Genomic DNA, 25,702 nt, shown 5'->3' on the forward strand with positions numbered 1-25,702 from the left:
GCAAATTAACCAAACCAATTATTGCATCTATTGCCCGAAGGCAATATATTTTAGAGGCACTATCTGTAGCCAGCTTTTAGAGAATTGGTATAACAGGGTCAATTTCTGTAATCCAACCGTATTTTTCACCAACTAAACCGAAGGTCTTACCAGTAGTACCATCGATGTAATCTGTTTGAGTACCATTAGGGTTAACTGGTTCTGTAACACCAACAAAACCTCCTACACTTCCTTGAAAGTTCTCTTCACCACTTAAAATAGTTCCCCAAGGAGTTGTACCGCCAGAACAGTTGTAGCTAGTGCCAATAATTTTGTTACCCAATCCATCGGAGGAGAGATTAAATACTTGGGTTGCAGCTGGGCCAGTGGCGATGAGATAGTTTTGATCGCCTTTTTGGTAGCTGCGACTTCCCCAAGAAGTGACATTTTTATATTCATCACTCCTTTGGCTATTAATTCCCAACCCAGAAAGACCATGAAGGCGACGATTTCTCACATCACCTTTAACCACTGCATAACGGCTACTAGAATTACGTCGGGAGATGCGGACGATTGATCCGCCTAAGTTATATAGAACTTCGCCGTCAAACTCAATGCCTCTGGTTGTAGGTAAAGCCCAGCCAATCACTGATTCAAAGGTGGTAGGCAATCCTTTAACATCAGCAGGGGCTTCTGGTGCTAGATCGGAAAATGGAAAACTGACATATTCGTGATTAACCCACAAATAGCCGACATCGTTGCTTCTACCCAGAGGAATGAAACCCGTATAATCGTTGTTGTAACCGAAATATTCATCTTTGTTAGGAAAGACGCGATCGCCCCAGCTGATAATTACGTAACGTTCATATTCTGGTGGCACTACCAGATCATCAACTACGTTGTAGCTATTTAACTTCGCATTTGTAGATGGATTGATTACCTGTCCCTGATCGATTCCCGTTGGCAAGAAACTTTTCTGCTGTTTATAAACGGGTAAGGAATGGGGTAAGCGCACTGGTGTAAAACTCAGTGGCTTGTTGTTTGCTCCAGCAATACTAGAAACACCATCTATAATTGTGTCTCCTAAGACAGCCGCACCAGCACTGCCAGCAAAAAATACTAAAATTTGTCTGCGACTTAATTTAGACATTAAACTCCCCTCTCTTGTGACATCAAGAATTTCGTAAAGGCAAATCTTGATTACTGGCAGAAAAAGCCATCAATTATTTACGTGAAATGCCATATATTTTGAATAGTCAGTAACCTGTTATTAAACAAAAGGTTGTTTGCTATTTAGGTTAGTTAACTAGACAAAAATTTTCAGTTTGTCACATAATCTAATGACCAAAAATTAACATCAGGTTATATCTTGATTAATGGGGATTTATTTTGTACTAAATCTCAAAATAAGAAGTTACAAATCCAGTCAGGAACAGTGTCAGCGCCCCATCTGTCCTATCCTGGAGATGGATAAATCAATAGTGTTGTGGGTGAGACTGTGTTTTTCAGCGTTGTGATACCGACTTATAATCGCCAACCGATTTTAGAAAAGTGCCTCCGCGCCTTGGAGGTGCAGGAGTTGAGTCAGCCAAGTTCGGTTACTGATTACGAGATTGTCTTGGTAGACGATGGTTCTACTGATGGCACATTGGAGTGGTTAGCAGCACACAAAGAAGAGTTTCCCCATGTGCGCTGGTTTGAGCAAGATCATGCTGGCCCAGCTGTGGCTCGGAATTTGGGAGTAGAGAAGGCGCAGGGAGACACAATTATCTTTATTGATAGTGATTTGGTAGTGCTGAAGAATTTCTTGCAAGCTCATACTGATGCACTAGTGCAAGGGAAAGAGAAATTGGGGAGCGATCGCTTTTTCACTTACGGTGCAGTTATTAATACTTGCAATTTCAACAACCCAACGGCTGAACCCTACAAAGTCACAGATTTTTCAGCAGCTTTTTTTGCTACGGGAAATGTAGCAATTCCCAAACATTGGTTAGAGAAAGCCGGACTTTTTGATACTAGTTTTCAGCTCTATGGCTGGGAAGATTTAGAATTAGGTGTGCGGCTAAAAAAACTAGGTTTGACACTAATTAAATGTCCGGAAGCCGTAGGATATCACTGGCATCCAGCATTTAACTTAGAGCAAATTCCCCGATTAATTGACCAAGAAATTCAACGCGGACGTATGGGAGTTTTGTTTTATCAAAAGCATCCCACATGGGAAGTGCGAATGATGATTCAAATGACTTGGCTGCATCGCTTACTTTGGGGCATTCTTTCACTCAATGGCACACTTAATGAACGGACAATGGCTCCGTTATTGCAATGGCTAATTAATTTAGGTAAACCTCAATTAGCTTTAGAAATTGCTAGAATTTTTCTCAACTGGTATAACGTGAAGGGTGTTTATGAAGCTTATGCTCAAATGCAGCAAATATTGTGATTTAAACACCTTTGGGAAGTACCACAGTGTAATCAATCTGTTAAAACTTTGTTGGTCATATCGCGCATCTCAACTCAATACCTGCTTCTCTGATGGTGAACGAACTGGCAGGATTGATTACCGTATAAACCAATACGCTTGGGTTAAGGCTAAAACTCTTTATCAAAGTCAACTTTTTTAATGAACCGCAGAGATGCAGAGGAAACAAAGAGAAGAGAAAAAATGGGCGTTGCATAATGGCGGTATGAACTAGGCAGGAACTGGAACATCCCGAAATTTCAGATAGTGTAGTAATAATCGAATGGAAGATGAACTGGCGATCGCAATCTACACAAATGTGATGTTGATCTTCAGTTTTTATTTAAGGGACTGTTATGTTCCAGGACGAGAGCGAATACGATCGGGTATATGATGGCGATCGCCTAATATTTCTAACAAAGGACCATTAACGTCAAATTTAACCATACTTACAGACGCGACCAAAATATTCACCCGATAGCGATAGCGTCCCAAATCAATTCCTAGTAAACTACAAAGCATAATCCGAATTGTGGCTTTATGGGAAACTACTAAAACATTACCTTGGTGATGTTTTTCTTGAATTTCAGCAATTACAGGCATAGAACGGTTAGCAACATCTACCGCAGTTTCTCCACCTAATGGTGCATTCCAAGCGGGTTCTGTCAACCATTTTACATAGTTTTGAGCATAATTCTCTTGGGCAAAGGATTTACTCTTAGTTTCCCATTCGCCGTAACTACCTTCTTTAAGTCCGTCACGCAACTGCATATCCATACCGATAGCATCACAAAATGGCTTGGCAGTTGCAATTGTGCGCTTCATCGGGCTAACATAAACAGCCTCCCACAACAAGCTTTGATAAACATCGGCAAAACTCTCTGCCATCTGTATCCCTTCAGAGGTCAACTCTGCATCAGTTTCACCGCAGAAATTACCACTTTGACTAAAAGTAGTTTCTCCATGTCGCAGTAAATACAAATTGAGTGTCATAGCTTGTGTTGCGATTGGGATAAAGGAGTTTGTGCAAAAATAAACTACCATCAATCTTGCAATCGAGTCTGTGACACCAGGACAAAGTAATCAACCAAAAAAGTCAATCAACCACAAACTTTTGATTTCGTTGACAAAAGTATAGGATGAAACAATTAAGCTTTGTGACTCTTTAAGTTTCTATGGAAGGTGCAAATTCAACATAAATTAGACTTGTCTTGGTTTGACTAAGAGTAAAAGATGCTCCCATATCAAAGCCACCAAGATTCTGTAGCAATCCGGTTGTGATGACTGCGATCGCCTGATTTTTATTTTATGAACCCTCAAGAGTGACATAAAATGCTAGAGGAATATAAATGCCTGTCTTGTAGAGGACTTTATTTGTCTTTCCCTCTTTTGTTCTGTTGTTTCATAACCAAAGGGAGTAAGACTTTAATCAGGTCTACATTACCTTTGTTCAGTATTGCTATCAAACAACCAGTAGACAGAATAATAGCTACTGAAATACCCCCGTACTGTAGTAATGCAACTGGATCAATTTGCCCTAATTGGACTGCATTTCCAGACACACTAATATAACTGGCTTGGTTTAAACCTAGTTCTTCTGATTTTGATGATAAGTCAGTCATTGGACTCATCTCCACCAGTTTTAATCTGTATACATTTGTGTTAATCGCCATATTTCCAAAAAAGTTAAAAGGTCTTTAACTTCATTTTTAGAAAATTCTTTGAATCTTACAACTCTAAAAATTAATATTAAAGTGGTTATATTAGATTTTTTATTAAAAAACGAAATTTTTTAAAAACCTACAAGCATAGCATAAAAAGAATTTTATGAAAATATTAGAAAGTTGATAAATATGAATCTTGTCCTACTTTGGGTAATCAGTTAAACTAACAAAATATCGTACTGCGTAGGTAAATATGGTGAAATTTACATATAGGAATCTCGATTATGAGTCCAGATGTCCAGTTTGGCAGCCTTCCGCTCTCTAGCTTTGAAGAGGCTATATTAAATTCCCTTCTCCTAGAAGAACGCTATGGATTGCAAATTATTGAGGCCATTGAGGAAATTAGTGAGGGTAGAATCCTAATTAATGTTGGGACACTATATCCCACATTAAGACAACTAGAAAAGAAAAAAATAATTGAGTCAAGATTAGAAGATAAAAGATTAGAAAGTAGGAGAGGAAAGGCTAGAAAATATTACAAACTTACTTCTAAGGGAAGAGATTTAGTTGAACACATGAATTATATGAGACAGCAGCTTACAAATTGGAAGCAATCATGATGTATTTAAGATGAGGTTGAGAATGAGATATGCGACAGGCCCACCTAGCTAGACATAAATTTTTATTGTACATATAAAAGAAGAAGCCAACAAATTTGAATCAGGATACTCGTGATGAGGATGTTCGCATATTAAATGAAAAACTTACTAATTTACGGCAAAAAATATGAGTCTAATAGATTTAGTCTTAGGCTTTCTTCTGCCGTCTGATTGCAGAGATGAATGCTTAGGAGATTTATACGAAGGATACTTTATTTTAAGAGAGAGAGGTATGTCTAATTTTGGAAGTATCCTCATCACTATTGGGCGTACTCTACTCTTAATTCTAGCTGCATTTAAAATGAGATGGGATGATATTATTTCTTCCAAAAAAGATGTAAAGCATACTTTCAACGCAAAACACCCTCGCCATCATAAGAATACTAGCTATCATTCAGATTCACCAAAATCTAGTTTACAAGCAGTCTATTTGTTTATAGAAGAGAGAGATGTAAAAATAACCACAATTTATGATTTCAGTGCAAAACGGCACAATCCTCTATTCAGGTTGCCTTCTAAGTTGCTCAAATATTTTCTGCTGGTGCTGCTGGGGCTGGGAATAGCCTTTGTTGTGTCTCACACTTTTGGGGCAAATGCGATACTTGGAATGCTTTTATCCGCAAGTCTACGGTTATGGGTTGTGAGGATAGCGATTTTCCTAGTCTGTCTATTTGCGATCGCCATGATAGTTGAGTCTTGGGTTTAAGGTTGGCTTCTAAATTTCTCAAATATTTTTTGTTAGTAAAAGTTAGCAACTTTTAATCAGTTGTAAAATCTGCGACACACGATAAAAACTAACTTAGTTGTCTTGTCTACAAATTCAGTGCTGTACTCTATATAATCTTCTGTAAAAGTGAAAGCGATCGCACCCCAAACCGTGATCGCCATATCCTCTAAGAAATTTACTTGAGAGCAGCACCGATCGCATTACCTAACTGTTTCAATGTCCTTTCCTTAGCAACTTCGGCTGCTGCTTGTGCAGATTCAGCAAGGATTGTGTCAGTGTTTGGGGTCAACTTGAGTGCCCCGCCCCCAGCAATTAAATTGAAGATTCATTACTTGATGTAGGTTTCTAACTCAAATATGTTATGTCAAAATTGCCCCACCCATTAAGCGCTCATACCGATACTTCAATTCTTCTTTCATCAAATACCAACGCTCTAAAGTAACATCCATTTCTATTATTTTCTCCGCTGCTTGCCGTGCTAAAAGTAAAACTTCCTCATCGTCAACCAAACTCGCTAAAGTAAAATCTGGTACTCCAGATTGACGAGTTCCCAGTACTTGCCCTGGCCCACGAAAACGCATATCCATCTCGGAGATGAAAAAGCCATCCTGAGATTGTTCCAATACCTTCAACCGTTGTTGAGCATCAGGACTTCTAGAGCTGCTCATCAACAAACAGTAGGACTGAGCCGCGCCCCGACCGACACGCCCCCGCAGTTGGTGCAGTTGTGATAAGCCAAATCGCTCTGCATTTTCAATGAGCATTACTGTAGCATTAGGTACGTCTACACCAACCTCAACAACGGTAGTAGAAACCAAAATTTGCGTTTGGTTATCGCGGAATTTGGTTATAGCGTCGTCTTTTTCAGCTGAACTCATGCGACCGTGTAGCAACCCAACTTGAAAGTCAGGAAAAACGCTTTCCTGTAACTTTTGATGCTCGTCAACAGCCGATCGCAAATCCAGTTTTTCTGATTCTTCTACCAAGGGCAAAACCACATAAACTTGTCTACCTTGGACAATTTCTCGGCGCATCAGGTCGTAAGCATGGTTGCGTTGCTGACCTGACAATACTGTTGTCTGAATCTTTTGCCGTCCCGGTGGTAACTCATCAATTTGGCTCACATCCAAATCCCCATGTATCGTCAGCGCTAAGGTTCGAGGAATTGGGGTAGCTGTCATAGTTAACACATGAGGTTGATTGCCTTTTTGCTGCAAACGTGCCCGTTGTTCTACTCCAAAGCGATGCTGTTCATCTATGACTACTAACCCTAGTTGTTGGAAGTTTACAGGGTCTTGAATCAAGGCATGGGTTCCTACTAACAGAGGTAATTCACCAGTTCCTAACTGAGAATGTATTTGTCTTCGTTTCGCAGCTTTAGTGGAACCTGTCAGTAATTCCACTGGTAAATGCAAGAGGTTAAACCAGCTAACTAACTTGCGATAATGTTGTTCTGCCAAAACTTCTGTGGGAGCCATCAGCGCCGCTTGGTAGCCAGATTGAATTGCTGCAAGGATAGCCAGGACGGCGACGACTGTTTTACCAGAACCAACATCACCTTGCACCAAACGATTCATTGGCACAGGTTTTTGTAAATCGTTGAGAATGTCGTTGAGAACTCGTTGCTGGGCGCCAGTGAGTTGAAAAGGCAGTATTTCGTGAAATTTCTCTACAAGTTGACCGCGTGGGACAAGGATCGCGCTGGTTTGAATCGCTCTTGCTTGCTGTTGACGTTGCAGTAACCCAAGTTGCAGGTAGAAAAATTCGTCAAAAACTAGGCGACGACGGGCAACTTGTAGAGCGGCGCTATCACTGGGAAAATGAATGTTAGCGATCGCATCTTTTAATTCCATCAAACCATACTTCTGCCGCAAACCACTTGGCAAAGGGTCTTTCAGGTTAACCGCAGCGGGCAAAGCAGCAATTACCGCCTGTCGCACTGTATTCGCCACCACGCCTTCAGTTAGTCCATAAATTGGCACTACCCGCCCAATATTTAGCGACTCAATTGTATCTCCTGGATTTGCCAAAACCTCTAGTTCTGGATTATCCAATGTCAATCCGTATTTACTTTCTTTCACCAATCCACAGGCTGCCAAAATACTACCTACTGGATAACGGCGTTTTAAACTTTCTTGCCAAGCGCGACTGCTAAAGCGCGTACCTGCGTAAAAACGGCCAATTTTGATTTGACCGCTGTTATCTTTTACTACCAATTCTAAAATTGATAATTTTTGATTTTTAGGGCTAGTAAAGCAGTTGCAACGCTTCACTGTAGCGATTATTGTCACCGTCTCACCCGCCTGTAACTCGCGGATATTCACCTGACGCGCATAATCAATATGGTCACGAGGATAGTAGAAAAGCAAGTCACGGACGGTATGTAAACCAAGCCGTGCCAAATTATCAGCTTTTTTAAAACCTATTTCTGGTAAATCACTAAGTTTTTGCTCAATTTTTGGTGCAAGTCTCCGACTCACCTCAGTAACAATTGGAGATTTTGGATTTTTAATTTTGGATTTATAAATTCTCCCTTGCTCCCCTGCTCCCCTGCTCCCCTGCTCCCCCTGCTCCCCCTCCTGACGCTGCTCCTCTTGCTGTAGTTGGGAAAGATACCTACGAGTCTCTGCTACTAAATGCTGCCTTTCTTCCAGTGCTAGATGTGGATAACTAGCAAATTGCACCGCTAATCCTTGCCAACGGCGGCGTTCAGTATGGGGTAAGCCTGTGGGGAATTTACCCAAAGTTAGGCTCAGAAATTCACTGAAACGGTATTCTCTGCCCATCAAGTCTGTAAAGCCACGTTCAGCTTCTATTGCCAAGGCTTTGTGCAATCGTATCCAATCTGGTTTTTCATTAATCATTGGTCATTGGTCATTAGTCATTGGTCATTGGTCATTTGATGGACATAGACGCATCAGCGGTGAAGCAGCGCGGTCTTCTCCCAAAGGGAGAGGCTAGCACCAAGGGGGTTTCCCCCATGAGCGACTGCTGTTAGCGCAGCGTTAGCGACGCAGGAGCGTCACCCGAAGGGCTTCTCGCAGGGTAGGACAAATGACTAATCTTCAAACCAACTAGCGCGCCATGCAGCTTCCGCTTCAGCGTTCGCCTTTTCTTTATATCTCTTTTTATACTCTCGTCCTAACTTGTTTAGCTGAACTAAAATACTGCGGATTTGCCTGCGTTCAGAGGAAAGTGTCACATCAGCAAATTCAATTTCTCCTAGTCGCAGGTTAATAGCCATGATTTGCGTCAGTCCGGAATCTTCTGACTGCTGCTCATTTTCAATTTCAATTACTAAGTTTAATAAATTGGGTGGCCCTGGCATGACCTCAGCAGATGCTTCTGATGCTGCCGCCGCTGCTGCTAAAATCGGCTCTGGTAATTTTTTGGGTAATACCCCAGCTTTTTGTAATAAAAGATTAGCATCATGCGAAAGTTTTTTCAGTATATCTTGCATGACCTCTTCTAATTTCTCTTGCCATTTTGCCAGTTCTATAGGATCGGAGGTGTCGGGAGTGAGATAGTGAGAATTAGAGGTGTCTAGAAATAGTGAAGATGAAGAGGATGTTACTTCCTCATCTCCCTCATCCTCCTTATCTTCTCCCTCATCCTCCCCTGAATCTTCACTTTTAAGATAAATGAGCAATTGTTCAGCTGCCAGTTGACCTAACTTACGGATAGCTTGTTGCAATTGTTGGCGCTGATTCAATGACAAATGCAGAAAGTTTTCCGGATATCCTTGAGTACAAAGGTGGTAACTTGCGAGAATCAACTGTTTTTGTACAGCTAGCCCCAAGGTGTTTAGATAACTAGCATAAGCTCTTTGTAGTTCTACTGCGATCGCCCGGATCGCTTCTTTAAGTGCTGCAATATCCTGCTCAATTCGCTCGATTGCTCTTGCCATATCTTTTCGCTCTTGCCCATCTGAACCACTACATAGTACAAATGTACAAATTTATTTTCAAATAACTTTCTAGAGAATTTTAGATTTTAAATTAAATGCAAAATTTTCTGTCTTTACTAAATAAAATACAGGTCAGGCTATTTGCTTGACCTGTTTTGTAAAGAGCCATTAGTCATTTGTCCTTGGTAAAGAGTAATGACCAATGACTAATATTACTTGCTGCCCATTTGTGCAGCGACTTCATCAGCAAAGCTCATTTCTTGCTTTTCAATGCCTTCGCCCAGTACATAACGGACAAAGCGAGTCACTTGAATCTCTTCGCCTAATTGTGCCTTCGCTTGCTTCAAGAGGTCTTCCACGGAAATACTCTGATCGCGAATGTAAGGCTGGTCGAGCAAAGCTAACTCTTTGAGACGTTTTTCAATCCGTCCCTGAACAATCTTTTCTTTAATGTTATCGGGCTTGTTCGCTAAATCATCCTTGCCCATTTCGATGTCTTTTTCCTTTTGGGCAATTTCGCTAGGGATTTGATCTACGCTTACGTACTCGACATTTGGGCAAGCTGCAACTTGCATCGCAGTGTTCCGTGCCAAAGTTTGGAACTCTGAATTATCAGCCGCTGACTCAGTTTGGGAACCTAATTCTACTAATACACCAACTCGACCGCCAGTGTGAATGTAGCTATCTACTATACCTTGCGTGCCTTCTGCTAGTGCAAAATTGACAAAGCGGCGCACTTGAATATTTTCACCGAGCGTGGCAATGGTTTGCTTGATGAATTCTTCTACAGTCACGCTTTCATTGTCAATATAGGATTGAGCCAACAAAGACTCAACACTATTAGCAGTCGCTGCTTGCTTTGCTAGGTTCTTAACTAAAGCTTTAAAAGCCTCGTTACGAGCAACAAAGTCGGTTTGGCAGTTGACTTCTATGAGTACACCTACTCGACCTTTGGGCTGAATGTAAGTGTCTACTAGACCTTCTGCCGCAATGCGATCGCTTTTTTTACCCGCCGTAGAAATGCCCTTTTTCCGTAGCCAGTCTATGGCTTCTTCTATATTGCCATTAGTCTCTTGCAGCGCTTTTTTGCAGTCCATCATGCCAGCACCAGTTTTTTGGCGTAGCTCTTGGACGAGTTTTGCAGATATTTCCGCCATGTTGCCTCAATTCCTAACTTGACCTCGAGTTGTAATCGCTCACGGGTGTTGAGTATTTCTATCTTACTCAGGGCTGGGGGAGAAAAAATAATGAAGTTATCAGGTATGAGTTTTTTCGCCTCTACCTTTGCCTACAAGTTGCCGCAGGCTAGGGCGGATTGTTGCGATATAAACAACCGCCCAATGCATACTTACTTCACCCCTAGTTTGCTTATTCTTCTTCTTCCTCGTCGGGAATTACGGCGTCAGTATATTCGCTTTCTTCGTAGTCTTCGTCATACTCACTACCGTCGTAATCTTCGTAATCATCTTCAACATCCAGCTGACCGTGACGACCTTCATAAATGGCATCTGCCAATTTTCCGACTATCAGCTTAATTGACCTGATAGCATCATCGTTTGCCGGGATGGGGATATCTACTACATCTGGGTCACAGTTTGTATCCAACATGGACACAATAGGAATATTCAGCTTTTGGCATTCTTGAACTGCGTTATATTCCCGCCGTTGGTCTACAATTACCACGATATCGGGTACTTTCCGCATTGTTTTAATGCCACCCAAGTATTTCTGAAGCTTCGTCATTTCCCGACGTAGCATTGATGCTTCTTTTTTTGGTAACAAATCTAGTGCACCAGTTTCCTCACGGCGTTCTAAATCTTTCAGACGGTCTACCCGTGTTTTGATGGTTGCCCAGTTGGTCAACATTCCACCCAACCAGCGTTGGTTAATGTAGTGGGAACCACAACGGCTGGCTTCTTGGGCAATAATTCCAGCTGCTTGCCGCTTAGTACCGACAAAAAGAAATTTCTTCCCTTGTTCTGCGTGCGATCGCATATAGTTGTAAGCATTATCCATCAACTGGGCAGTTTGCACCAAGTCGATAATATGTACACCATTGCGGGAAGTATAAATGTAAGGAGACATTTTTGGGTTCCAACGCCGGGTTTGATGCCCAAAGTGAACCCCTGACTCCATCATTTGAGCCAATGAAACTACTGGCATATATTTTTCAACTCCGATTCGGGTTAAACCTCCATCCAAGTGTATTTCCCAATCAGGAAACACCCGAATTCTTAGATGTGCGAGATTAGTTAACCATACTAGGTTAACATATTCCAAAGAGTTGTAGTTGGTTGACCAAGTGAGGCTAAGAAAATAGCGCTGCCTACTCAACAATTAGGCAGCACTAGTAATAAAAATCTTGCTATTTTAAAGGTCTACTCCCGGTCTTCTCGCTCTTGGGGCTTGGGTTTTTGTCGCCGTTGTTCGATCTGCTCGTCGATAGTTTCTCTCATTTTGCGATCGGCAGCGTCCATCGCCGAATACTTAAAACGGTTGATTATGCCACTGAACAAGTTACCAAAGAATCTTTCAATTTCTTGCATAATTTTATACCTCAGTATTTAAAGGTAAATTCTTGATACATCGATCTTGGACTTTCTAGTGGAAGTAGGAAATAAAACGCTAACCTGTCCTTGGAGTATCTGTTAATCTCTTAGCGTTTCTGGGTGCTTAAAGGGCTGGCGATTTATTTATCCTTTGATTCAGTTTTGTTTGGGAATTTCTGTATAAAACAGTCTTCTCAATTAAATTAGTATTGTTGAGACTTACTAAATAAAAACGCGCTAGAGATTCATCTATTATATTCTGTCTCAGGCAATAAATGTAGCAAAAATATAGGTAACAAATTGTCTACTTGGTATTTAGCCAAGATATAACCAAAAATCTGCAAGATGATCTCGAAAGGCTTGATTTTCCGTTGTAAATGATGGCTGAAAAACTCAGATATAGCAAATTTTAAACCCACAGGATAAGTATTTCAAACCGTCTTGCAGAAAACTACACATATCTCGGTTTCATACATAGTCTAAAATACTACTCATTTCTTGCCGATAACGCTTGGGAGTTGTGTGTAGCATTTGCCCAAACACAGATGTCATGTGACTCTGGTTGCCAAATCCTGCTTCTACGGCTACCTGCGCTAGCGATCGCTTTTGGTTTTGTAACAGTTGTTGGGCAAGTTCCAGCCGACACCGGAGGACATATTGATAAGGTGACAGTCCAGTTGTTACCTTAAATGCTCGTGCGAAATGGTAGGGACTGAATCCTACTGTGGCAGCAATTTGTTTGAGGTTAAGTTCCTGGGATAAATGCGCTCTGATGTATTCCAAGGCAGACTTTAACAAATTTGGGTCTAAAAACTCTGGTGGACGTTTGAGCCGTCCAGATAGGTTTGAACGTCGGTAAATGATTTGTGCCAACACCGCTGTTGCAACCGATTCTAAATAAAATGCACCACCAGTTTGTCCATTATAAAAAAACTCTTGCATAGCGATCGCAACATTCACCTAATTGATGGGGTTGAATATTTATTAATACAAGGATTTAACACATTGGATACTAGCGGATGTTCACCGCTCAATGAATGCGTCTTATTTCATGTCAAAAGCCGAACTTTGATTGTCACCGATACAGTTTTCCATTTTGATGATCAATGTTCACCAAGCACAAGGTTAATAGCCAAACTTCTAAGTGGTTATAACCAACTTCGTCCATCGTTATTGGAGAAATTTGTAACTCAGGATAAAGTCAAAGTCAAATGGTCAATTCAACAACTTCTCACTTGGGATTTTGAACGAGTAATCATGGCGCATGGCAGCATGATTGAACAAAATGGTAAGCCTCAGTTTAAAGCAGGTTATGAGTGGTTTTTAGAAATCTCTTTGTAGCAATACTTAACCCATAAGTAAGTCGGCACGATAAAATTCATGCATAATTACACTCTGTGTTTTACTGAATAGTATCGGGATCTACATTGAGCGATGGCTGCGCCAACGCCAAGGGCGAACGCAACCTTGCCTTTAACTGTTCTATCTGCAACTCTGCCTGTTCTGCTCGTTGGCGTTCTTGTTCTGCTAGTTCTTCTGCTTGCTGTCTTGCTAAAATTTCTTGCCTTAAAGCCTCTACCAGTTCACCAGGGATCAGTAATTTTTCCCCTGTATCCTCTCGATAAAACCCAATTAGCCTTCCTTCAACCACCAAGCGTAGTTGTAACGGTTCACTGCGTCCATCTTGTATCGCTTCGTAAATTTCTCCCCGCAGGCGATAGCCACGTAACTGTTGTTCCACCCACTCGCTTTTCGGGTCAAATAGCCAGTATTCGTTGACACCTAGCTGCTCATAAAGGGTCTTTTTGAAGATTTCATCTTGTCCCTTAGTCCTAAAGTATGTCATTTCAAAAATAACTGTAGGTACTTGACCCTCTTCCCAAACTTTATAGTTGTCCCGACCGCCAGGTGCAACATCAAAAATTACCATTACATCTGGGGCTACCCACAACTTGGGAAAGCCTTGTGCATAGTAAAGAAATTGATTTCCCAATACTGTTGCCTGACGATTTGCCAGATATTGTTTCAAGACTTCTAAGGTAGTTAGTAAAGCATAAAGGTGGTCGTAGGTTTCTGCCACTGGTTGACCATCAGCACTAGGGTAGAAGATTTCTGATTCGACACTAACAGGTACAGTAGCCGTCACGTCGCTTTGCTCCGAATTCAAAATTCATGCATTAAGAATTTCCATAAATAAATTAACTTGCTTTGTATGCTTTTATGTTTTGCTCATGGTTGTAAAATCAGTGTTACAAAATTATTTTAGAGCAAATTCTAATTCCCCCTAATTTGGGATTTAGAAGCTTTGCAAAATGTAACTGGATAACTCACAAAATCCATCACCTTCGGCAGCTGTGGTCATATAAGCGGGCTGATGTTGCAATTTATCTGCATATTCCAGCACATTTGCCACGCCTACAGAAACAGGAAAATAACGGCGATCAAATAAACTTTCATCATTGGGACTATCGCCTACAGTGACAATTTGTTCTGGTGAATAATCAGGTAAGTATTTGCGTAATACCTGTAACAATCCCACAGCTTTATCTTGTCCTTGAGGTTTAATGTGACACTGCACGTTGCTATAAGTAAATCCCCAACCCATTTGTTGACAGAGATTATTTAGGGTTTGTAGTTCATCTTCACGCAAACCAGCTACATCAAAAGTCCAGTCGGTGATGCGAAAGCGATTATCAGCAGATTCTTGGATTTGGGGAAATTTAGTTTGTAAATTCTCAAAAGTCGTAGCCAAGTGCTGGCGATGTTGAACTAAATCAGGAATGGGTGTTAAGACTATTGGTTTGTGATTTCCAGGTGGAAAGTACAAACCGCCATTTTCTGCCATCGCACCTGCCACTGGCATCAAACTACTCAAGCCACTTACCCACCCAGCAGAACGTCCGGTGACAATTAGCACTTTAATATCAGCTGCGGCTAAATCCTCTAAAGCTTGTAGCAATGCTGAAGTAAATTTTCCTCGTCTAGTCAGAGTGCCATCCATATCTGTGGCTATCAGACGAATCTTGCTAAAGCTTGTAAATGAAGCCTCAGATAGGGGAGAGAGGCTCAAATGTCTGGACATATAAGGTTTGTAAAAGGCTGTAAAAAATATTAATCATACAGCAAGATGACCTTGAAGATTTGGGCATCCTAAACATCAGGAGTCAAGTTTTTCAGTTTCCAACCATGTCCACTTCAATGTTTCTTGCCCAATCCTCTGGGAAAAAGACTACTAAAAAGGCATCCCAGGAAGTGCCAGCAAGTAATCCTGAAATACCACCATTATTTTTGGTAACTTCTGGAGGACTGGCTTTAGTGGTGATTGCTTTGATTGTGTATAGTAAACTCCAGATAGATAAGCTGGAGAAAAAACTTAAGTTTGAGCAATTCCGCGCGCGAGAACTAGAGAAAAAGTTTAAGCTGGCGCTGGAAACAATTCGCAAAATGGAAACTAATCCCGATTTGGTAAACTCACGGGACTTTAACCTGGATTATCTGCGAATGCGGATGTCAGAGGAGGTGTTTCATTTTGCAATTCTTAATCAAATAAAGATTCAGATCAAAGAAAAAATTTCTCAAGCCCTGCGTCCAAATCAAGCCCAACAAGGATCGGTCGGAATTGCTAATAGCGCTGGACGACAAGTAGATGAAATTTTTGATGTCGAATATGAGACTGGTAGTCCAGGGAACTCTGCTAAACGGGTGCTGTTTCGGATTCAAATCAAGTTAATGAAATTACCGACACAAGCAACTTCTGCAACTATTAGTCAAATTATCGATTGTATAGAAACTTACTTAAGCCCCATAGAAGACGAAGATAGTTGGCAGCCAATAATTCAAGGTCGGATTGCTACTATGCATTGGGATCAAAAAGCTAAACCTACGCCTCTACTGGTACTGGAACAATCGAATGAAGGCGTGAATGTGACTTTTCGTACTAATCGCCAACCAAATACTCCAACTCCACCAAAGTTACCTGGAATTAAAAAATCAGGCTCGGCTAGATGATAAATTATGGCTGTCATTAATCATTGGTTATTGGTCATTAGTCATTAGTCATTTGTCCTTTGTAAATGACCAATGACTAATGACTAAAATCATCACTGAATAACTGTATTAGAGGAATTACGGGTTAGAAGACCATCTTCCATTTCTACGATGCGATCGGCTATATCTAAAATGCGGTTGTCGTGTGTTACTAATAAGATAGTAGTTCCCTGATTTTTGGCTAGACTCTGCATTATCTCCACAACATCGCGTCCTGATTGTTTGTCTAGCGCTGCTGTTGGTTCGTCTGCTAGTACCAAGGGAGGACGATTCACCAAGGCGCGGGCGATCGCAATTCTTTGTTTTTGTCCACCAGAAAGATTATCTGGGTAATAATCAACTCGTTCTTCTAGACCAACAGACCTTAGCATAGCTTTTGATTTAGCCATTGCTTCTGTTTGAGAAATATTATCGTTCAATTCTACTGCCATTTGCACATTTTGCTTGGCTGTCAAGAACCCTAACAAATTGTGAGCTTGGAAAATATAACCAATGTTGCGTCGCATCTGCACTAATTTGTTTTGACTGACACCAATAAGTTCTTCACCTAAAAATTTTAAACTTCCTTGTTGTACAGATCGCAAACCACCAATTAAGCTAAGTAATGTTGTTTTACCTGAACCTGATGGCCCGGTCATAATCACAATCTCACCTGGATATATTTCTAGGTTAATATCAAATAATATCTGTTTTCTCAGTGTGCCTTTGCCATAGAAGTGATTGAGATTTTTAATGGCAATTACAGGTTCTTTTTCAATCATCTTTTTGTAGTTATAAATTAGTATTTCTCAGATTTAACTGTAATGAATGTCAAACATTAAACTTAATTATTATTTTAATTGAGAGTTGTTATCAATATATTTTAATTAATATTAAATTAATTAAAATATATCTGCTGGATCGGCAGAGCGTAATTTTCTAACTGCGATCGCTCCAGAAATCATGCACATGATCATAGTCAAAATCAATACCATTGTTGCTCGATCAAAACTCATAAATACTGGTAAAAGTGTTGCATTTCTAGCGCTATTATACATAAATAAGGCAAAAACTATTCCAGGAAAATAGCCTAAAATTGCTAATAATAAAGCTTCTTGAAGAATGACTGTCAATAAATATTTTTGTGTATAACCTATTGCCTTTAGAGTAGCATATTCAGCTAAGTGATCTGCAACTTCTGTATAAAGAATTTGATAAACAATTACAGTCCCAACAATGAAACCCATGACAGTCCCTAATGTGAAAATAAAACCAATAGCTGTACTATTTGCCCAATAATTCCGCTCAAAATCAATAAATTCTTGTTTAGTTAAAACATTTACTTCGTTAGGTAAATACTTGCGTAATTCTTGAGCAATAATATTGGCATCGGCTCCTGGTTTTAATTTAATCAGCCCAATATCAATCAATCCTTGCTGACGATTGGGAAATAGCCGCAGAAAGTTGATATCACTTGTAATTAAATTACCATCTGCACCAAATGATGCACCTAATGTAAATAGTCCTCCTACTTTAATTCGTCGCCTTCGTACTTCTGCTGTTATAATCTTTCCTTGCTCATAATTAGCAACAATTGGGCCATATTCCTTTCTAGAAGAACGGTCAAATAGAACTACGTCAGGTAGTTTAAGTTTATCTAAGTTTTCCTGAACTCCAGGTAAGTTAAATAAGTTATTTTCTGGATTCATTCCAAAGATTAGGATACTCCGAGGTCTGCCTGTAACAGGATTTTTCCAGATTGTATAGTCTAAATATATTGGATGTACTGATTGAACTGCCGGTAATTCTAAAGCTTTATATAATCGTCGTTGAGAAAAGCTTCTCATCGCCAATATAGCGTTAGATTGACTATTAATTAAAACAATATCGCCTTGTAAGCTGTTATGGAATCGAACGTTACTATAATACAGAGCATCTCGAAAGCCGAGTTGCATAAACATTAAAATATCTGCAAAAGCAATTCCTGCTAAAGCCACAGCTAGGCGAGTTTTTTCTCTTGTCAGTTGTAGCCACGACAGAGGTATTTTTTGATTCATTTTATAAACATACTAGCAAGTTTGGCGATTTGAGTTTTAACTAATTATGGTGACACCTGTACCAAATGAATAGAATGTTTAAAATTAATTAAACAGACTATACACTAATATTTAAAATTTAAAATATCAAATTATAAATTGGTATTACTGCTCATCTACAACTTAATTAGTTATTAATATCCACAAGAACTTTAGCATAAGTTAAACCTGAAACTTTCTGGCTATCTTCTGGAGACAGAGCAATTTTAACTTCTACAACTCTGGCATCTACATCTGCTGCTGGATCTGTGTTCAGCACATCTTTTTTACCAATTTTTCTACCAATTTCAGTGACAGTTCCCTTTAATTCGTCGCCAAATGCGCCGTTATCGCTGGTGATAGTAGCATTTTGACCAAGACGCACTTTACCAATGCTGTCTTCAGGAACTTCAGCAATTACAAACATTTGGTTGGTTTGGCCAATTTCGGCAATGCCGTTTGCGCCGATCGCTTCACCCGATTTGGTATAAATTTTTAAAATCTCTCCAGCGATTGGTGCTTGAACGTAACTTAACCTTAGTTCTGCTTCGGCTTTTCTGACATTTGCGATCGCATTACTAACTTGGGCTTGTGCTACTTGCACATCGGTAGGAGTGACATCTAAAATTCTGCTCAGTTTGGCCTTTTCTTCATCGATTTGTCTTTGCAAAGTTGCTAAAGTTTTATCACGGTTAACTCTGGCTTCGATTAGCTGCTGTTGCAAAGTTGCTAAATTTTGTATTTGGTTAGCTCTAGCCTCAGCAAGTTGCTGTCGTACAGTTGCTAATGTCTGCTTTAAGGTAGCTTGGCTTTCAACCACTTGCTGATTAGCAGTTATTGCACTCAAACGTCTACTATCCCGCTCTTGCTGAGAAATCGCGCCTTCTTTGTATAAAAAATCATAGCGTCCGGCATCAACTTGGGCATTGCGCTGTTGGGCTTGAATACGTGTAAGCGTTGCTCTTAGAGCTTCTTTTTGCCCACTGAGTTCAGCTTCTAGGCGATTTACAGTTGCTTGTTGGACAAGTTTATCACCACTTAATTGAGCTGCAATCCGGGCGATCGTTGCTTGTTGACCATTCCTTTCTCCAAGTAACTGCGCCTGTAAGCGAGCAATAACTGCTCTTTGAGCTTGAATATCTCTTGGAGATCCAGCCCTGACTTGGGCTAAATTTGCACGGGCTTCTTGGACTTTCGCCTTTGCCTCTTGTAGTCCGGCTACTTGGGTATCGCGGTTGTCCAAAATTGCCACAATTTGACCTTGTTTTACCCGTTCACCCTCTTTCACCAGAAGTTGCTGAATTCGTGACGATGGTGCTAATCCTGATGATGGGGCGGACAATTTAACAACTTCGCCTCGCGGTTCCAAACGCCCTACCGCACTAATGCTATTAGTAGATGGCATTACTGGTACAGATGTAGTTAGTTTCCTCAACTGCTCAATTTTGGCCGTACCTAATATTCCAGCAGCGATTACTATTGGTACGGCTACAGCGATACCCCACCAAATCTTAGGTTGTTCATGATTAAGTGGCTGCTCAGTTGGCTTTGGCTTTTCAGTCACCCTTGACATAGTATTTTGCCCATTTACCTGAATTGTGCTGATGGAAGTAAAAATAAAAGGGTTTTTAATCAACAGCCAGCTGTTAAGCTGTTACGCAAAGAAAATTGCACATTAACTAGTGTTCGCGTAGCGTCTCCTTCAGGAGAGAGTTGTCCTTTGTCATTTAGTCTCTGTCCTTAGAAACACAAATGACTAATGACGTGTATGGAGTTTGTGCAATATGGCGCATTAGCTTAGAACAAACAACAGTGGTTTAAAGCTGGGTATCGCTTAAAATCCATTGTGTGATGAACGTTCAACACTATGGCTTTACAAAATGGTGTTTTCTATAGCCGCTGATTATGTATGCAATACACTTTGACCTCACTTCCATTCCTCTCTTTTAAAAAGAGAGGTTTTGAGACTTACTACGGGGCGGGGTTAGGTCTGTATTGATAAGAAGCGCTATAGGAGCTGGCTATTCAATAATGAGTATTATTGATACATAAGTGCAATGGAAGTTAGTTGAATTCACAAGCAGTATGAATCTAGATATAAAGACGCGATGTATCACGTCTCTACACAAAATCCTAAATTGGTATGATGCGGTATACTGCTACATTCACTACGGCTATAGTTAGTTACAAAATTGAAAAGAAACATCAAAAATAGACTGCTGCCTTTGTTAGACACAATCTTGCTACAAAAGTTAGTCTTCCTTAAGTCAATCAACGATTAACTAACTAAAAAATATCTATCAACTTCAGCATTCTTAACATCAGAGTTTCCTTAACTTTCTAGTTAATGAGTTAGCTATCTCTAGTTGTTTGCATTTACCAAGACAACAAACCATTTTGTAATATTCGCTTCAAAAACCTTACTATTCTCCCTGTTGCTGTTTTGGAACTCCATTAAACTCTCGTTGAATGAATTCTACATTTATCCGTTAGCTGAAAACGTAACAGAGCCTACAGATAGGGGAGATGGAGGGAATGATTAAGTTGGGAGATCGAATAAAACTGTAGTCATGTAATTTTCTGCCCAAACTGGACCAAAGGCTTTTTCTAGTACACGGCGGGTTTTATCGTTTTGCTGCTGTTTGGTGCAGTAGTTGTGTTGTCCAGCAAGATTTTGTGTGACTTGTTCAATGGAAACAGGACTAGAAGCGATCGCTTGGATGCAATGAATATCTAAAAATTCTCGCACCCGCGAGAGAAACATTGTTTCTTCTTCTGGAGAACTGGGGCGCACAAAGATGCAAAAATCTGAAAAAATATTTCCCCATTCAGGTAATTCACGAGGTTGGGAAAAGTTAAGCACTTTTAGCTGTGTCAGTTGAGAAGTATAAGATTCTGGTAAAGTACGCTCTAATTGAATCGGAGAAAGATCTGCGATCGCTGCACTAATTTGACCTCTACCCCCAACTAAATCACAACCAAACATTGGCAGGTTGTATTCTGGACGGGGAAACATGACACAGTGCAAAATATCCAGCATATTTCCGATTTTCGCCAGTTCCAAGTGCATTTTCCGAAACTGGGGCGTTTGATAGCAACGGTTTTCAATCGTCAGTTTTTCGCCTTCTAGTCTACCTTCCACATACCCCAACTCATTAGGCAAATGGTAGGGGGATAAATCTAGGTGCTGATGCCAAGCTGCCTCAATACAATCAGCTAGCTGACGAATTAGGGGATGTTGTTGCTCGCGCAGCGAGGGCATAGAAGTAAATGACATATTCTAGTTGGAAATGCGATCTAATGGCCAGTCTACAACTTGTCGTGTCATACCTGTTGTGGTCTGCAATATAAGCAAACACTTACACCCAGCCAACGTAAATTTATAAGACAGATACTTTTCACAATAATTAGTTTTTTTGTAGTCTAGGTTACAGAAATAATTCGAGATTAGTCCATTTGTGAAGGCTAATAGAAAGCTATGAAACTAGATTCTTATAGACCAGATTTGGCTATGCAAGCAAGAAGGCACAATCTGGAAGGCTTACAAAGGTTCAGAGCTTCTACTTGGGTAAACCTTCTGCAACTTCCCAACCCCTTTAGTTTTGACGAAGCACTTTTATTGTGTCCGGTTTCAGCAGATGAGTGGCTAGTCTGGATTCCAGATCATGGAGAGGCAATACTCAATATCAGGCAATTTAGTTATTAGTTATTGGGCATTGGGCATTGGGGAGCCAGTGCGTTGGGCGGCTTTGCCGACTTGAAGCAACTGGCGTCATTGGGCATTGGTTATTCACTTTGGACAAGATGACTATTGCCAGAAATCAGTGATATCGTATCCTAGTTCTTCTAGCATGTGCCGTAGCAAGGGTAAACTCAGTCCAATTACATTGCTGTGACAGCCTTCAATTTTTTCTACAAAGAAACTTCCAAAACCTTCAATGGCAAAGGCACCAGCACACTTAAGCGGTTCACCTGTAGCAACATAAGCTTTAATTGCCTTCTCGCTCATTTGAGCAAAGTAAACTTTTGTAACTTGAGACTTGACTAAAGTACGATTTTGACCAAGGTCAATTAAGGCGTGACCTGTATATAAGTCGCCAAAGTTACCTTGCATTATCTGCCAACGAGCGATCGCTTCCGAGAAGTCTGCTGGTTTGCCGTAAATTTCACCATTTATGGACAAAACTGAATCACAACCTATAATCAAAGTTGATTCAAACTGTGGGGCTACAGTTTCCGCTTTATACTGGGCAAGAGTTTTGACCAATTCTGCTGGTTCACTTAATTCAATTTGCGACTCATCAAAGTCACTTGGTTTAACTATTGGTTCAATACCAACAGTTTGCAGCAAGCGGCGTCGGGCTGGGGAAGCTGAGGCAAGTACAATAGGTGGAATTTTCATGATCTGACAAACTTACTAATTGGGAATGGGGCATTGGGGATTGGGCATGGGGCATGAAGAAGAGACAAGGTAGATAAGGAGGAGGTAGACTTGGGAGAGATTTATTCAATAATTTTCCTTGTCCCCTTGTCCCCCTTGTCCCCTTGTCCCCCTTGTCCCCCTTGTCCCCTTGTCTCCCCTGCTCCCCATTCCCCAATTAATAAACAGAAAAAGAATTTACAACCTCGTCAATCATTCGTTTAACTTTCGGCCAGCGTTTTTCAGGAATTGAGGCGTTGAAGGTAAAAAGTTTACCACGGCTAACAGCAACGCTGGTGATGTTGTGTCGTTCCTGTTGATTGGGGAGTTTAACCTCATACTCTAAAAGGTAGTATGTTTTACCGTCTACTTCTCGCTGTGCGGCATTGACTAATTCAGCCGAACGACCAGAGTCAGGAGGCGCGAGAGCCGCTTTTCCTAATTTATATCCTACTTCTGTTGGGGTTCCCAGTTCTGACAAAGTTTTGCCTTCTGGAACTGGGCTAATCACAACTGAAACATTTTCGGACACCTCAATCAAATCGTGGAAAACCACATCTGGCCCATCGGCAACTTTAACTGCCAGCCAGCCGTTAGGATATGAAAACTCATAGCCATCACTACTGTCTACAAAGCTTTTGAGTCCAGCCGCAGCCGCTACACTAGAATTACTCAGGCTGAAGCTCAACACCAATAGCAAAATTAATACAATTCGTTTCCACATTTCTACAGATTTCTTTGGGCTGGAGACAACACTAGCCAGTTTGTCCAGAAAGCGGGGAGCGATGTAGTAACCCATGAGCTTGTTTATGAATAGTTAGCAGTTCTAAAGTTAATGTTAAGTTTTTCTGGGGACAGCGATCGCTTCAAAATCGTCAAAAAATCAACATTGAATGCCTGAAATTCTATCATTACATTTAGTGTTTTCTGTCAATGTATAACTTCTAGTAATAAAATTTACAAACCTTAAAGCTTTATCTGATAAATAATCTTTATTAATGTTTTTATTTCTAAAACCAGATACTTAATACAAATTTTTTTATCTAAATAGAGCAAAATTGCTGATTCAATTTAGCCAACAAAACTTTGATTTTAGCGAATTTGTGCAATTTTTGAACAGCCATTATCAAGAAAGTTTGACAATTATTTGCAATTAAGATGTACTTTCCTATAGAGTTAATTATCAAGTAGATAAGAATATTTCTTACTAACTTGTAAGAGATATCTGCGTTCTTGACGACAATCGCATAAGTGATTTGGGTGTGAGGCAAGTATGAAATTTGACAAAAATAATGGAATTAACTGGCTGCGTTTTGCAGGCATACTAGCAGTGTGCTGGATGATGCAACCTACTGTGGGGCGAGGTCTGATGACAAGCTGCTTCTCTACAAGACGCTTTGCGAACACATCTACGCAACCACCACCAATTACTAAAATCCCGTACCTGAGTAAGATTGACCATCCGCTGACTTACGAGATTCCTAGTTATGTTCGCTTCGATAGTTCAATTTTTTATCGACGAGAGAACTGGCGAATGCAACTGAATTTCCGTAATTTGTTTAACACAGAATATTATCTTGGTTCACCAAATAGCGATCGCTTAAGTGTGATTACTGGCACACCTTTTAGTATTGTGGGAACAATTTCGGTGCAGTTTTGATTGCAATCAGAGGACATTACATTAGGAGTATGCACTATGAACTATAAACAAATCCGCGACTGGACATTTTATATACACCGCTATCTTGGCTTAATTGTCGCACTACTGTCAATCATCATCGGATTAACTGGCAGTTTACTAGTCTTTGAGCGAGAAATCGACCAATTCCTAGTCAGTCAACAATTTGGGCAAGTCATTCCTCAAGGACAACGCCTTCCCGTCGAGTCCGTAGTCGAAACTGTCAAAACCGCCTACGCCTCGCAACCTGAATTGAAACTATCAAGCATCATTACACTTCCAGATGCCCATCTTCCCTATGTCGTCAGATTGGAAGCTCCAGATGATAAACGAACGCAAGTATTTGTCAATCCCTACACAGGTGCAATTATGGGTTCCCGTGAGTGGGAGCGTACATTGATTGGGTTCACCTTCAAACTCCATTACGAACTCCTAGCGGGTAAAATCGGAGAAATCATCATTGGGATAGCCGCGCTTTTTCTTTTCATTCTTAGCATTACAGGGATTATTTTATGGCCAGGTTGGCGCAAACTGATTCTTGGTTTCAAAATCAAGTGGAATGCACATCCCAAGCGAACCAATTTTGATATTCACAAGGTGGCAGGCATTATTGCAGCTGTTTTCCTGACTATGATTGCTTTCACAGGCGTGTGCTGGAATTTTTGGGATTTTTCTCAACCTGCGATCTATGCAGCAACCTTCACTCCTATTCCACCCACACCAGTTTCTCAACCTATAAAGGGCAAGTCACCCTTGGGGCTAGACGAAATTCTCAAAAAAGCTGATGCTGCCTTACCAGGTGCTATTACTATCTATATGAGTCTGCCACAAACACCAGAAGGAGTATTTAGGGTAGGCAAAAAACAGCTTCAAGAGACAGACGAGTACGGTCGCTCTCAGGTTTATCTTGACCAGTATACAGGCAAAGTGGTGCAACTAAAAAATGGTTTGGAGCCATCACGAGCTGACGTTGTTTTCAATTCATTTTCACCAATGCATTATGGTACCTTTGGTGGCTTACCTACCCGTATTCTCTACATATTTGTCGGACTTTCACCACTGATTCTATCTATCACTGGCTTTGTCATGTGGTGGTATCGCTACAAAGGTAAAAATCCCAGACAAAAGTCAATGAAGATGATTGAGTCTTTGCCTTCAGTGAAAAATTAAAGAAGAAGTCATATCATGTCCGGTTAATTAGTTATAATTCCCGAATCTATGCAGAAACCAGGAAACCCTCTTTCTCCCTGCTAAGAGCTCCCTGCTCCCTGCCCCCCTGCCTACACAGCGATGTCTCCTAACAAAGTGATTTTTATTCAAGTATAAATACTCAATTTATCCTTTTGCTAAGTTCTTAATATTGAATTCGGGCAGTCGTTTGTTGAATTCGGGCAATCGTTTGTTGAATTCGGGCAGTCGTTTGTTGAATTCGGGCAATCGTTTGTTGAATTCGGGCAGTCGTTTGTTGAATTCGGGCAGTCGTTTGTTGAATTCGGGCAATCGTTTGTTGAATTCGGGCAGTCGTTTGTTGAATTCGGGCAATCGTTTGTTGAATTCGGG

At 40.6% G+C, this 25,702-nt stretch carries 26 protein-coding genes and 1 pseudogene; 8 read left to right on the forward strand and 19 right to left on the reverse strand.

Annotated elements, in window-relative coordinates:
* Positions 1-85 precede the first annotated feature (85 nt).
* Positions 86-1,129, reverse strand: a pseudogene (locus V7K89_RS03815) (PhoX family protein); the annotation flags it as partial.
* Positions 1,130-1,465: 336 nt separating this feature from the next.
* Here V7K89_RS03815 and V7K89_RS03820 point away from each other — a divergent pair.
* The gene (locus V7K89_RS03820; protein ID WP_335184491.1) at positions 1,466-2,419 is read left to right on the forward strand and encodes a glycosyltransferase family 2 protein; all 954 of its coding nucleotides are present in this window, start codon (positions 1,466-1,468) and stop codon (positions 2,417-2,419) included.
* 372 nt (positions 2,420-2,791) lie between these two features.
* On the opposite strand, the gene V7K89_RS03825 is transcribed toward V7K89_RS03820, so the two are convergent.
* Positions 2,792-3,430: a histidine phosphatase family protein gene (locus tag V7K89_RS03825; RefSeq protein WP_335184493.1), complete on the reverse strand. Its 639-nt coding sequence runs from the start codon at positions 3,428-3,430 to the stop codon at positions 2,792-2,794.
* Positions 3,431-3,807: 377 nt separating this feature from the next.
* Positions 3,808-4,110, reverse strand: a complete 303-nt coding sequence (locus V7K89_RS03830) for a hypothetical protein (protein ID WP_335184495.1) — start codon at positions 4,108-4,110, stop codon at positions 3,808-3,810.
* Between the two features lie 275 nt (positions 4,111-4,385).
* Here V7K89_RS03830 and V7K89_RS03835 point away from each other — a divergent pair, with 275 nt between their 5' ends.
* Complete coding sequence (locus V7K89_RS03835) at positions 4,386-4,721, forward strand: PadR family transcriptional regulator (protein ID WP_335184497.1); 336 nt, start codon at positions 4,386-4,388, stop codon at positions 4,719-4,721.
* Between the two features lie 166 nt (positions 4,722-4,887).
* Positions 4,888-5,466 carry a hypothetical protein gene (locus tag V7K89_RS03840; RefSeq protein ID WP_335184499.1) on the forward strand — a complete coding sequence of 193 codons (579 nt, stop codon included), beginning with the start codon at positions 4,888-4,890 and terminating at the stop codon, positions 5,464-5,466.
* 56 nt (positions 5,467-5,522) lie between these two features.
* On the opposite strand, the gene V7K89_RS03845 is transcribed toward V7K89_RS03840, so the two are convergent.
* From V7K89_RS03845 to V7K89_RS03875, 7 genes are all read right to left on the reverse strand, one after another.
* Complete coding sequence (locus V7K89_RS03845) at positions 5,523-5,648, reverse strand: hypothetical protein (RefSeq protein WP_335184501.1); 126 nt, start codon at positions 5,646-5,648, stop codon at positions 5,523-5,525.
* A 198-nt stretch (positions 5,649-5,846) separates the two neighbouring features.
* A complete protein-coding gene (gene recG, locus V7K89_RS03850) occupies positions 5,847-8,351 on the reverse strand; it encodes an ATP-dependent DNA helicase RecG (RefSeq protein WP_335184503.1) in 2,505 nt (834 codons plus the stop codon).
* A gap of 194 nt (positions 8,352-8,545) precedes the next feature.
* The gene (locus tag V7K89_RS03855) at positions 8,546-9,394 is read right to left on the reverse strand and encodes a hypothetical protein (RefSeq protein WP_335184505.1); all 849 of its coding nucleotides are present in this window, start codon (positions 9,392-9,394) and stop codon (positions 8,546-8,548) included.
* Positions 9,395-9,606: 212 nt separating this feature from the next.
* Entirely contained in the window at positions 9,607-10,551 is a 945-nt protein-coding gene (gene tsf / locus V7K89_RS03860; RefSeq protein WP_335184507.1) for a translation elongation factor Ts, read from the reverse strand.
* A gap of 211 nt (positions 10,552-10,762) precedes the next feature.
* Positions 10,763-11,557 (reverse strand): 30S ribosomal protein S2, encoded by a 795-nt coding sequence (gene rpsB, locus V7K89_RS03865; protein ID WP_335184539.1) that lies wholly within the window; start codon positions 11,555-11,557, stop codon positions 10,763-10,765.
* Between the two features lie 215 nt (positions 11,558-11,772).
* Positions 11,773-11,940: a hypothetical protein gene (locus tag V7K89_RS03870; RefSeq protein ID WP_335184509.1), complete on the reverse strand. Its 168-nt coding sequence runs from the start codon at positions 11,938-11,940 to the stop codon at positions 11,773-11,775.
* A gap of 471 nt (positions 11,941-12,411) precedes the next feature.
* Positions 12,412-12,885, reverse strand: coding sequence for an AraC family transcriptional regulator (locus V7K89_RS03875; RefSeq protein WP_335184511.1), 474 nt, complete (start codon positions 12,883-12,885; stop codon positions 12,412-12,414).
* 63 nt (positions 12,886-12,948) lie between these two features.
* Here V7K89_RS03875 and V7K89_RS03880 point away from each other — a divergent pair, with 63 nt between their 5' ends.
* Positions 12,949-13,284, forward strand: coding sequence for a hypothetical protein (locus V7K89_RS03880; RefSeq protein ID WP_335184513.1), 336 nt, complete (start codon positions 12,949-12,951; stop codon positions 13,282-13,284).
* Positions 13,285-13,345: 61 nt separating this feature from the next.
* Here the strand turns inward: V7K89_RS03880 and V7K89_RS03885 are convergent, their stop codons facing one another.
* Positions 13,346-14,089, reverse strand: a complete 744-nt coding sequence (locus tag V7K89_RS03885; RefSeq protein WP_335184541.1) for a Uma2 family endonuclease — start codon at positions 14,087-14,089, stop codon at positions 13,346-13,348.
* Positions 14,090-14,239: 150 nt separating this feature from the next.
* Entirely contained in the window at positions 14,240-15,025 is a 786-nt protein-coding gene (locus V7K89_RS03890; RefSeq protein WP_335184515.1) for an HAD family hydrolase, read from the reverse strand.
* 104 nt (positions 15,026-15,129) lie between these two features.
* On the opposite strand from V7K89_RS03890, the gene V7K89_RS03895 reads away from it, so the two are divergent.
* Positions 15,130-15,951 (forward strand): hypothetical protein, encoded by an 822-nt coding sequence (locus V7K89_RS03895; RefSeq protein ID WP_335184517.1) that lies wholly within the window; start codon positions 15,130-15,132, stop codon positions 15,949-15,951.
* 92 nt (positions 15,952-16,043) lie between these two features.
* On the opposite strand, the gene V7K89_RS03900 is transcribed toward V7K89_RS03895, so the two are convergent.
* The 4 genes from V7K89_RS03900 to V7K89_RS03915 form a co-directional block, all read right to left on the reverse strand.
* Positions 16,044-16,751 carry a DevA family ABC transporter ATP-binding protein gene (locus V7K89_RS03900; protein WP_335184519.1) on the reverse strand — a complete coding sequence of 236 codons (708 nt, stop codon included), beginning with the start codon at positions 16,749-16,751 and terminating at the stop codon, positions 16,044-16,046.
* Between the two features lie 120 nt (positions 16,752-16,871).
* A complete protein-coding gene (devC, locus tag V7K89_RS03905) occupies positions 16,872-18,026 on the reverse strand; it encodes an ABC transporter permease DevC (protein WP_335184521.1) in 1,155 nt (384 codons plus the stop codon).
* 166 nt (positions 18,027-18,192) lie between these two features.
* Complete coding sequence (locus V7K89_RS03910) at positions 18,193-19,617, reverse strand: HlyD family efflux transporter periplasmic adaptor subunit (protein WP_335184524.1); 1,425 nt, start codon at positions 19,615-19,617, stop codon at positions 18,193-18,195.
* A gap of 966 nt (positions 19,618-20,583) precedes the next feature.
* Complete coding sequence (locus V7K89_RS03915) at positions 20,584-21,321, reverse strand: phycocyanobilin:ferredoxin oxidoreductase (protein WP_335184527.1); 738 nt, start codon at positions 21,319-21,321, stop codon at positions 20,584-20,586.
* 201 nt (positions 21,322-21,522) lie between these two features.
* Between V7K89_RS03915 and V7K89_RS03920 the strand changes: the two genes are divergently transcribed.
* Positions 21,523-21,750, forward strand: a complete 228-nt coding sequence (locus V7K89_RS03920; protein ID WP_335184529.1) for a hypothetical protein — start codon at positions 21,523-21,525, stop codon at positions 21,748-21,750.
* A 102-nt stretch (positions 21,751-21,852) separates the two neighbouring features.
* On the opposite strand, the gene V7K89_RS03925 is transcribed toward V7K89_RS03920, so the two are convergent.
* Both V7K89_RS03925 and psbP read right to left on the reverse strand, forming a co-directional pair.
* A complete protein-coding gene (locus V7K89_RS03925; RefSeq protein ID WP_335184531.1) occupies positions 21,853-22,446 on the reverse strand; it encodes a Maf family protein in 594 nt (197 codons plus the stop codon).
* A 196-nt stretch (positions 22,447-22,642) separates the two neighbouring features.
* Positions 22,643-23,188, reverse strand: a complete 546-nt coding sequence (gene psbP, locus V7K89_RS03930; RefSeq protein ID WP_335184543.1) for a photosystem II reaction center PsbP — start codon at positions 23,186-23,188, stop codon at positions 22,643-22,645.
* A 549-nt stretch (positions 23,189-23,737) separates the two neighbouring features.
* On the opposite strand from psbP, the gene V7K89_RS03935 reads away from it, so the two are divergent.
* On the forward strand, positions 23,738-24,124 hold the full coding sequence (locus tag V7K89_RS03935; RefSeq protein WP_335184533.1) for a hypothetical protein: 387 nt from the start codon (positions 23,738-23,740) through the stop codon (positions 24,122-24,124).
* 36 nt (positions 24,125-24,160) lie between these two features.
* Positions 24,161-25,312 (forward strand): PepSY-associated TM helix domain-containing protein, encoded by a 1,152-nt coding sequence (locus V7K89_RS03940; RefSeq protein WP_335184535.1) that lies wholly within the window; start codon positions 24,161-24,163, stop codon positions 25,310-25,312.
* Positions 25,313-25,496: 184 nt separating this feature from the next.
* On the opposite strand, the gene V7K89_RS03945 is transcribed toward V7K89_RS03940, so the two are convergent.
* On the reverse strand, positions 25,497-25,702 hold a 206-nt coding region (locus tag V7K89_RS03945; RefSeq protein ID WP_335184537.1), incomplete at its 5' end, for a hypothetical protein.

This window comes from Nostoc sp. (genome assembly GCF_036917515.1).
Lineage (GTDB): Bacteria > Cyanobacteriota > Cyanobacteriia > Cyanobacteriales > Nostocaceae > Nostoc.

Coding starts and splice junctions, on each gene's coding strand:
- V7K89_RS03920 (WP_335184529.1), top strand. CDS start 21,523: ATGAAACTAGATTCTTATAGACCAGATTTGGCTATGCAAGCAAGAAGG.
- V7K89_RS03940 (WP_335184535.1), top strand. CDS start 24,161: ATGAACTATAAACAAATCCGCGACTGGACATTTTATATACACCGCTAT.
- V7K89_RS03875 (WP_335184511.1), bottom strand. CDS start 12,885: ATGCAAGAGTTTTTTTATAATGGACAAACTGGTGGTGCATTTTATTTA.
- V7K89_RS03895 (WP_335184517.1), top strand. CDS start 15,130: ATGTCCACTTCAATGTTTCTTGCCCAATCCTCTGGGAAAAAGACTACT.
- V7K89_RS03845 (WP_335184501.1), bottom strand. CDS start 5,648: ATGGCGATCACGGTTTGGGGTGCGATCGCTTTCACTTTTACAGAAGAT.
- tsf (WP_335184507.1), bottom strand. CDS start 10,551: ATGGCGGAAATATCTGCAAAACTCGTCCAAGAGCTACGCCAAAAAACT.
- V7K89_RS03915 (WP_335184527.1), bottom strand. CDS start 21,321: ATGTCATTTACTTCTATGCCCTCGCTGCGCGAGCAACAACATCCCCTA.
- V7K89_RS03855 (WP_335184505.1), bottom strand. CDS start 9,394: ATGGCAAGAGCAATCGAGCGAATTGAGCAGGATATTGCAGCACTTAAA.
- V7K89_RS03890 (WP_335184515.1), bottom strand. CDS start 15,025: ATGTCCAGACATTTGAGCCTCTCTCCCCTATCTGAGGCTTCATTTACA.
- rpsB (WP_335184539.1), bottom strand. CDS start 11,557: ATGCCAGTAGTTTCATTGGCTCAAATGATGGAGTCAGGGGTTCACTTT.
- V7K89_RS03825 (WP_335184493.1), bottom strand. CDS start 3,430: ATGACACTCAATTTGTATTTACTGCGACATGGAGAAACTACTTTTAGT.
- recG (WP_335184503.1), bottom strand. CDS start 8,351: ATGATTAATGAAAAACCAGATTGGATACGATTGCACAAAGCCTTGGCA.
- V7K89_RS03925 (WP_335184531.1), bottom strand. CDS start 22,446: ATGAAAATTCCACCTATTGTACTTGCCTCAGCTTCCCCAGCCCGACGC.
- psbP (WP_335184543.1), bottom strand. CDS start 23,188: ATGTGGAAACGAATTGTATTAATTTTGCTATTGGTGTTGAGCTTCAGC.
- V7K89_RS03900 (WP_335184519.1), bottom strand. CDS start 16,751: ATGATTGAAAAAGAACCTGTAATTGCCATTAAAAATCTCAATCACTTC.
- V7K89_RS03870 (WP_335184509.1), bottom strand. CDS start 11,940: ATGCAAGAAATTGAAAGATTCTTTGGTAACTTGTTCAGTGGCATAATC.
- V7K89_RS03935 (WP_335184533.1), top strand. CDS start 23,738: ATGAAATTTGACAAAAATAATGGAATTAACTGGCTGCGTTTTGCAGGC.
- V7K89_RS03835 (WP_335184497.1), top strand. CDS start 4,386: ATGAGTCCAGATGTCCAGTTTGGCAGCCTTCCGCTCTCTAGCTTTGAA.
- V7K89_RS03910 (WP_335184524.1), bottom strand. CDS start 19,617: ATGTCAAGGGTGACTGAAAAGCCAAAGCCAACTGAGCAGCCACTTAAT.
- V7K89_RS03840 (WP_335184499.1), top strand. CDS start 4,888: ATGAGTCTAATAGATTTAGTCTTAGGCTTTCTTCTGCCGTCTGATTGC.
- devC (WP_335184521.1), bottom strand. CDS start 18,026: ATGAATCAAAAAATACCTCTGTCGTGGCTACAACTGACAAGAGAAAAA.
- V7K89_RS03830 (WP_335184495.1), bottom strand. CDS start 4,110: ATGGCGATTAACACAAATGTATACAGATTAAAACTGGTGGAGATGAGT.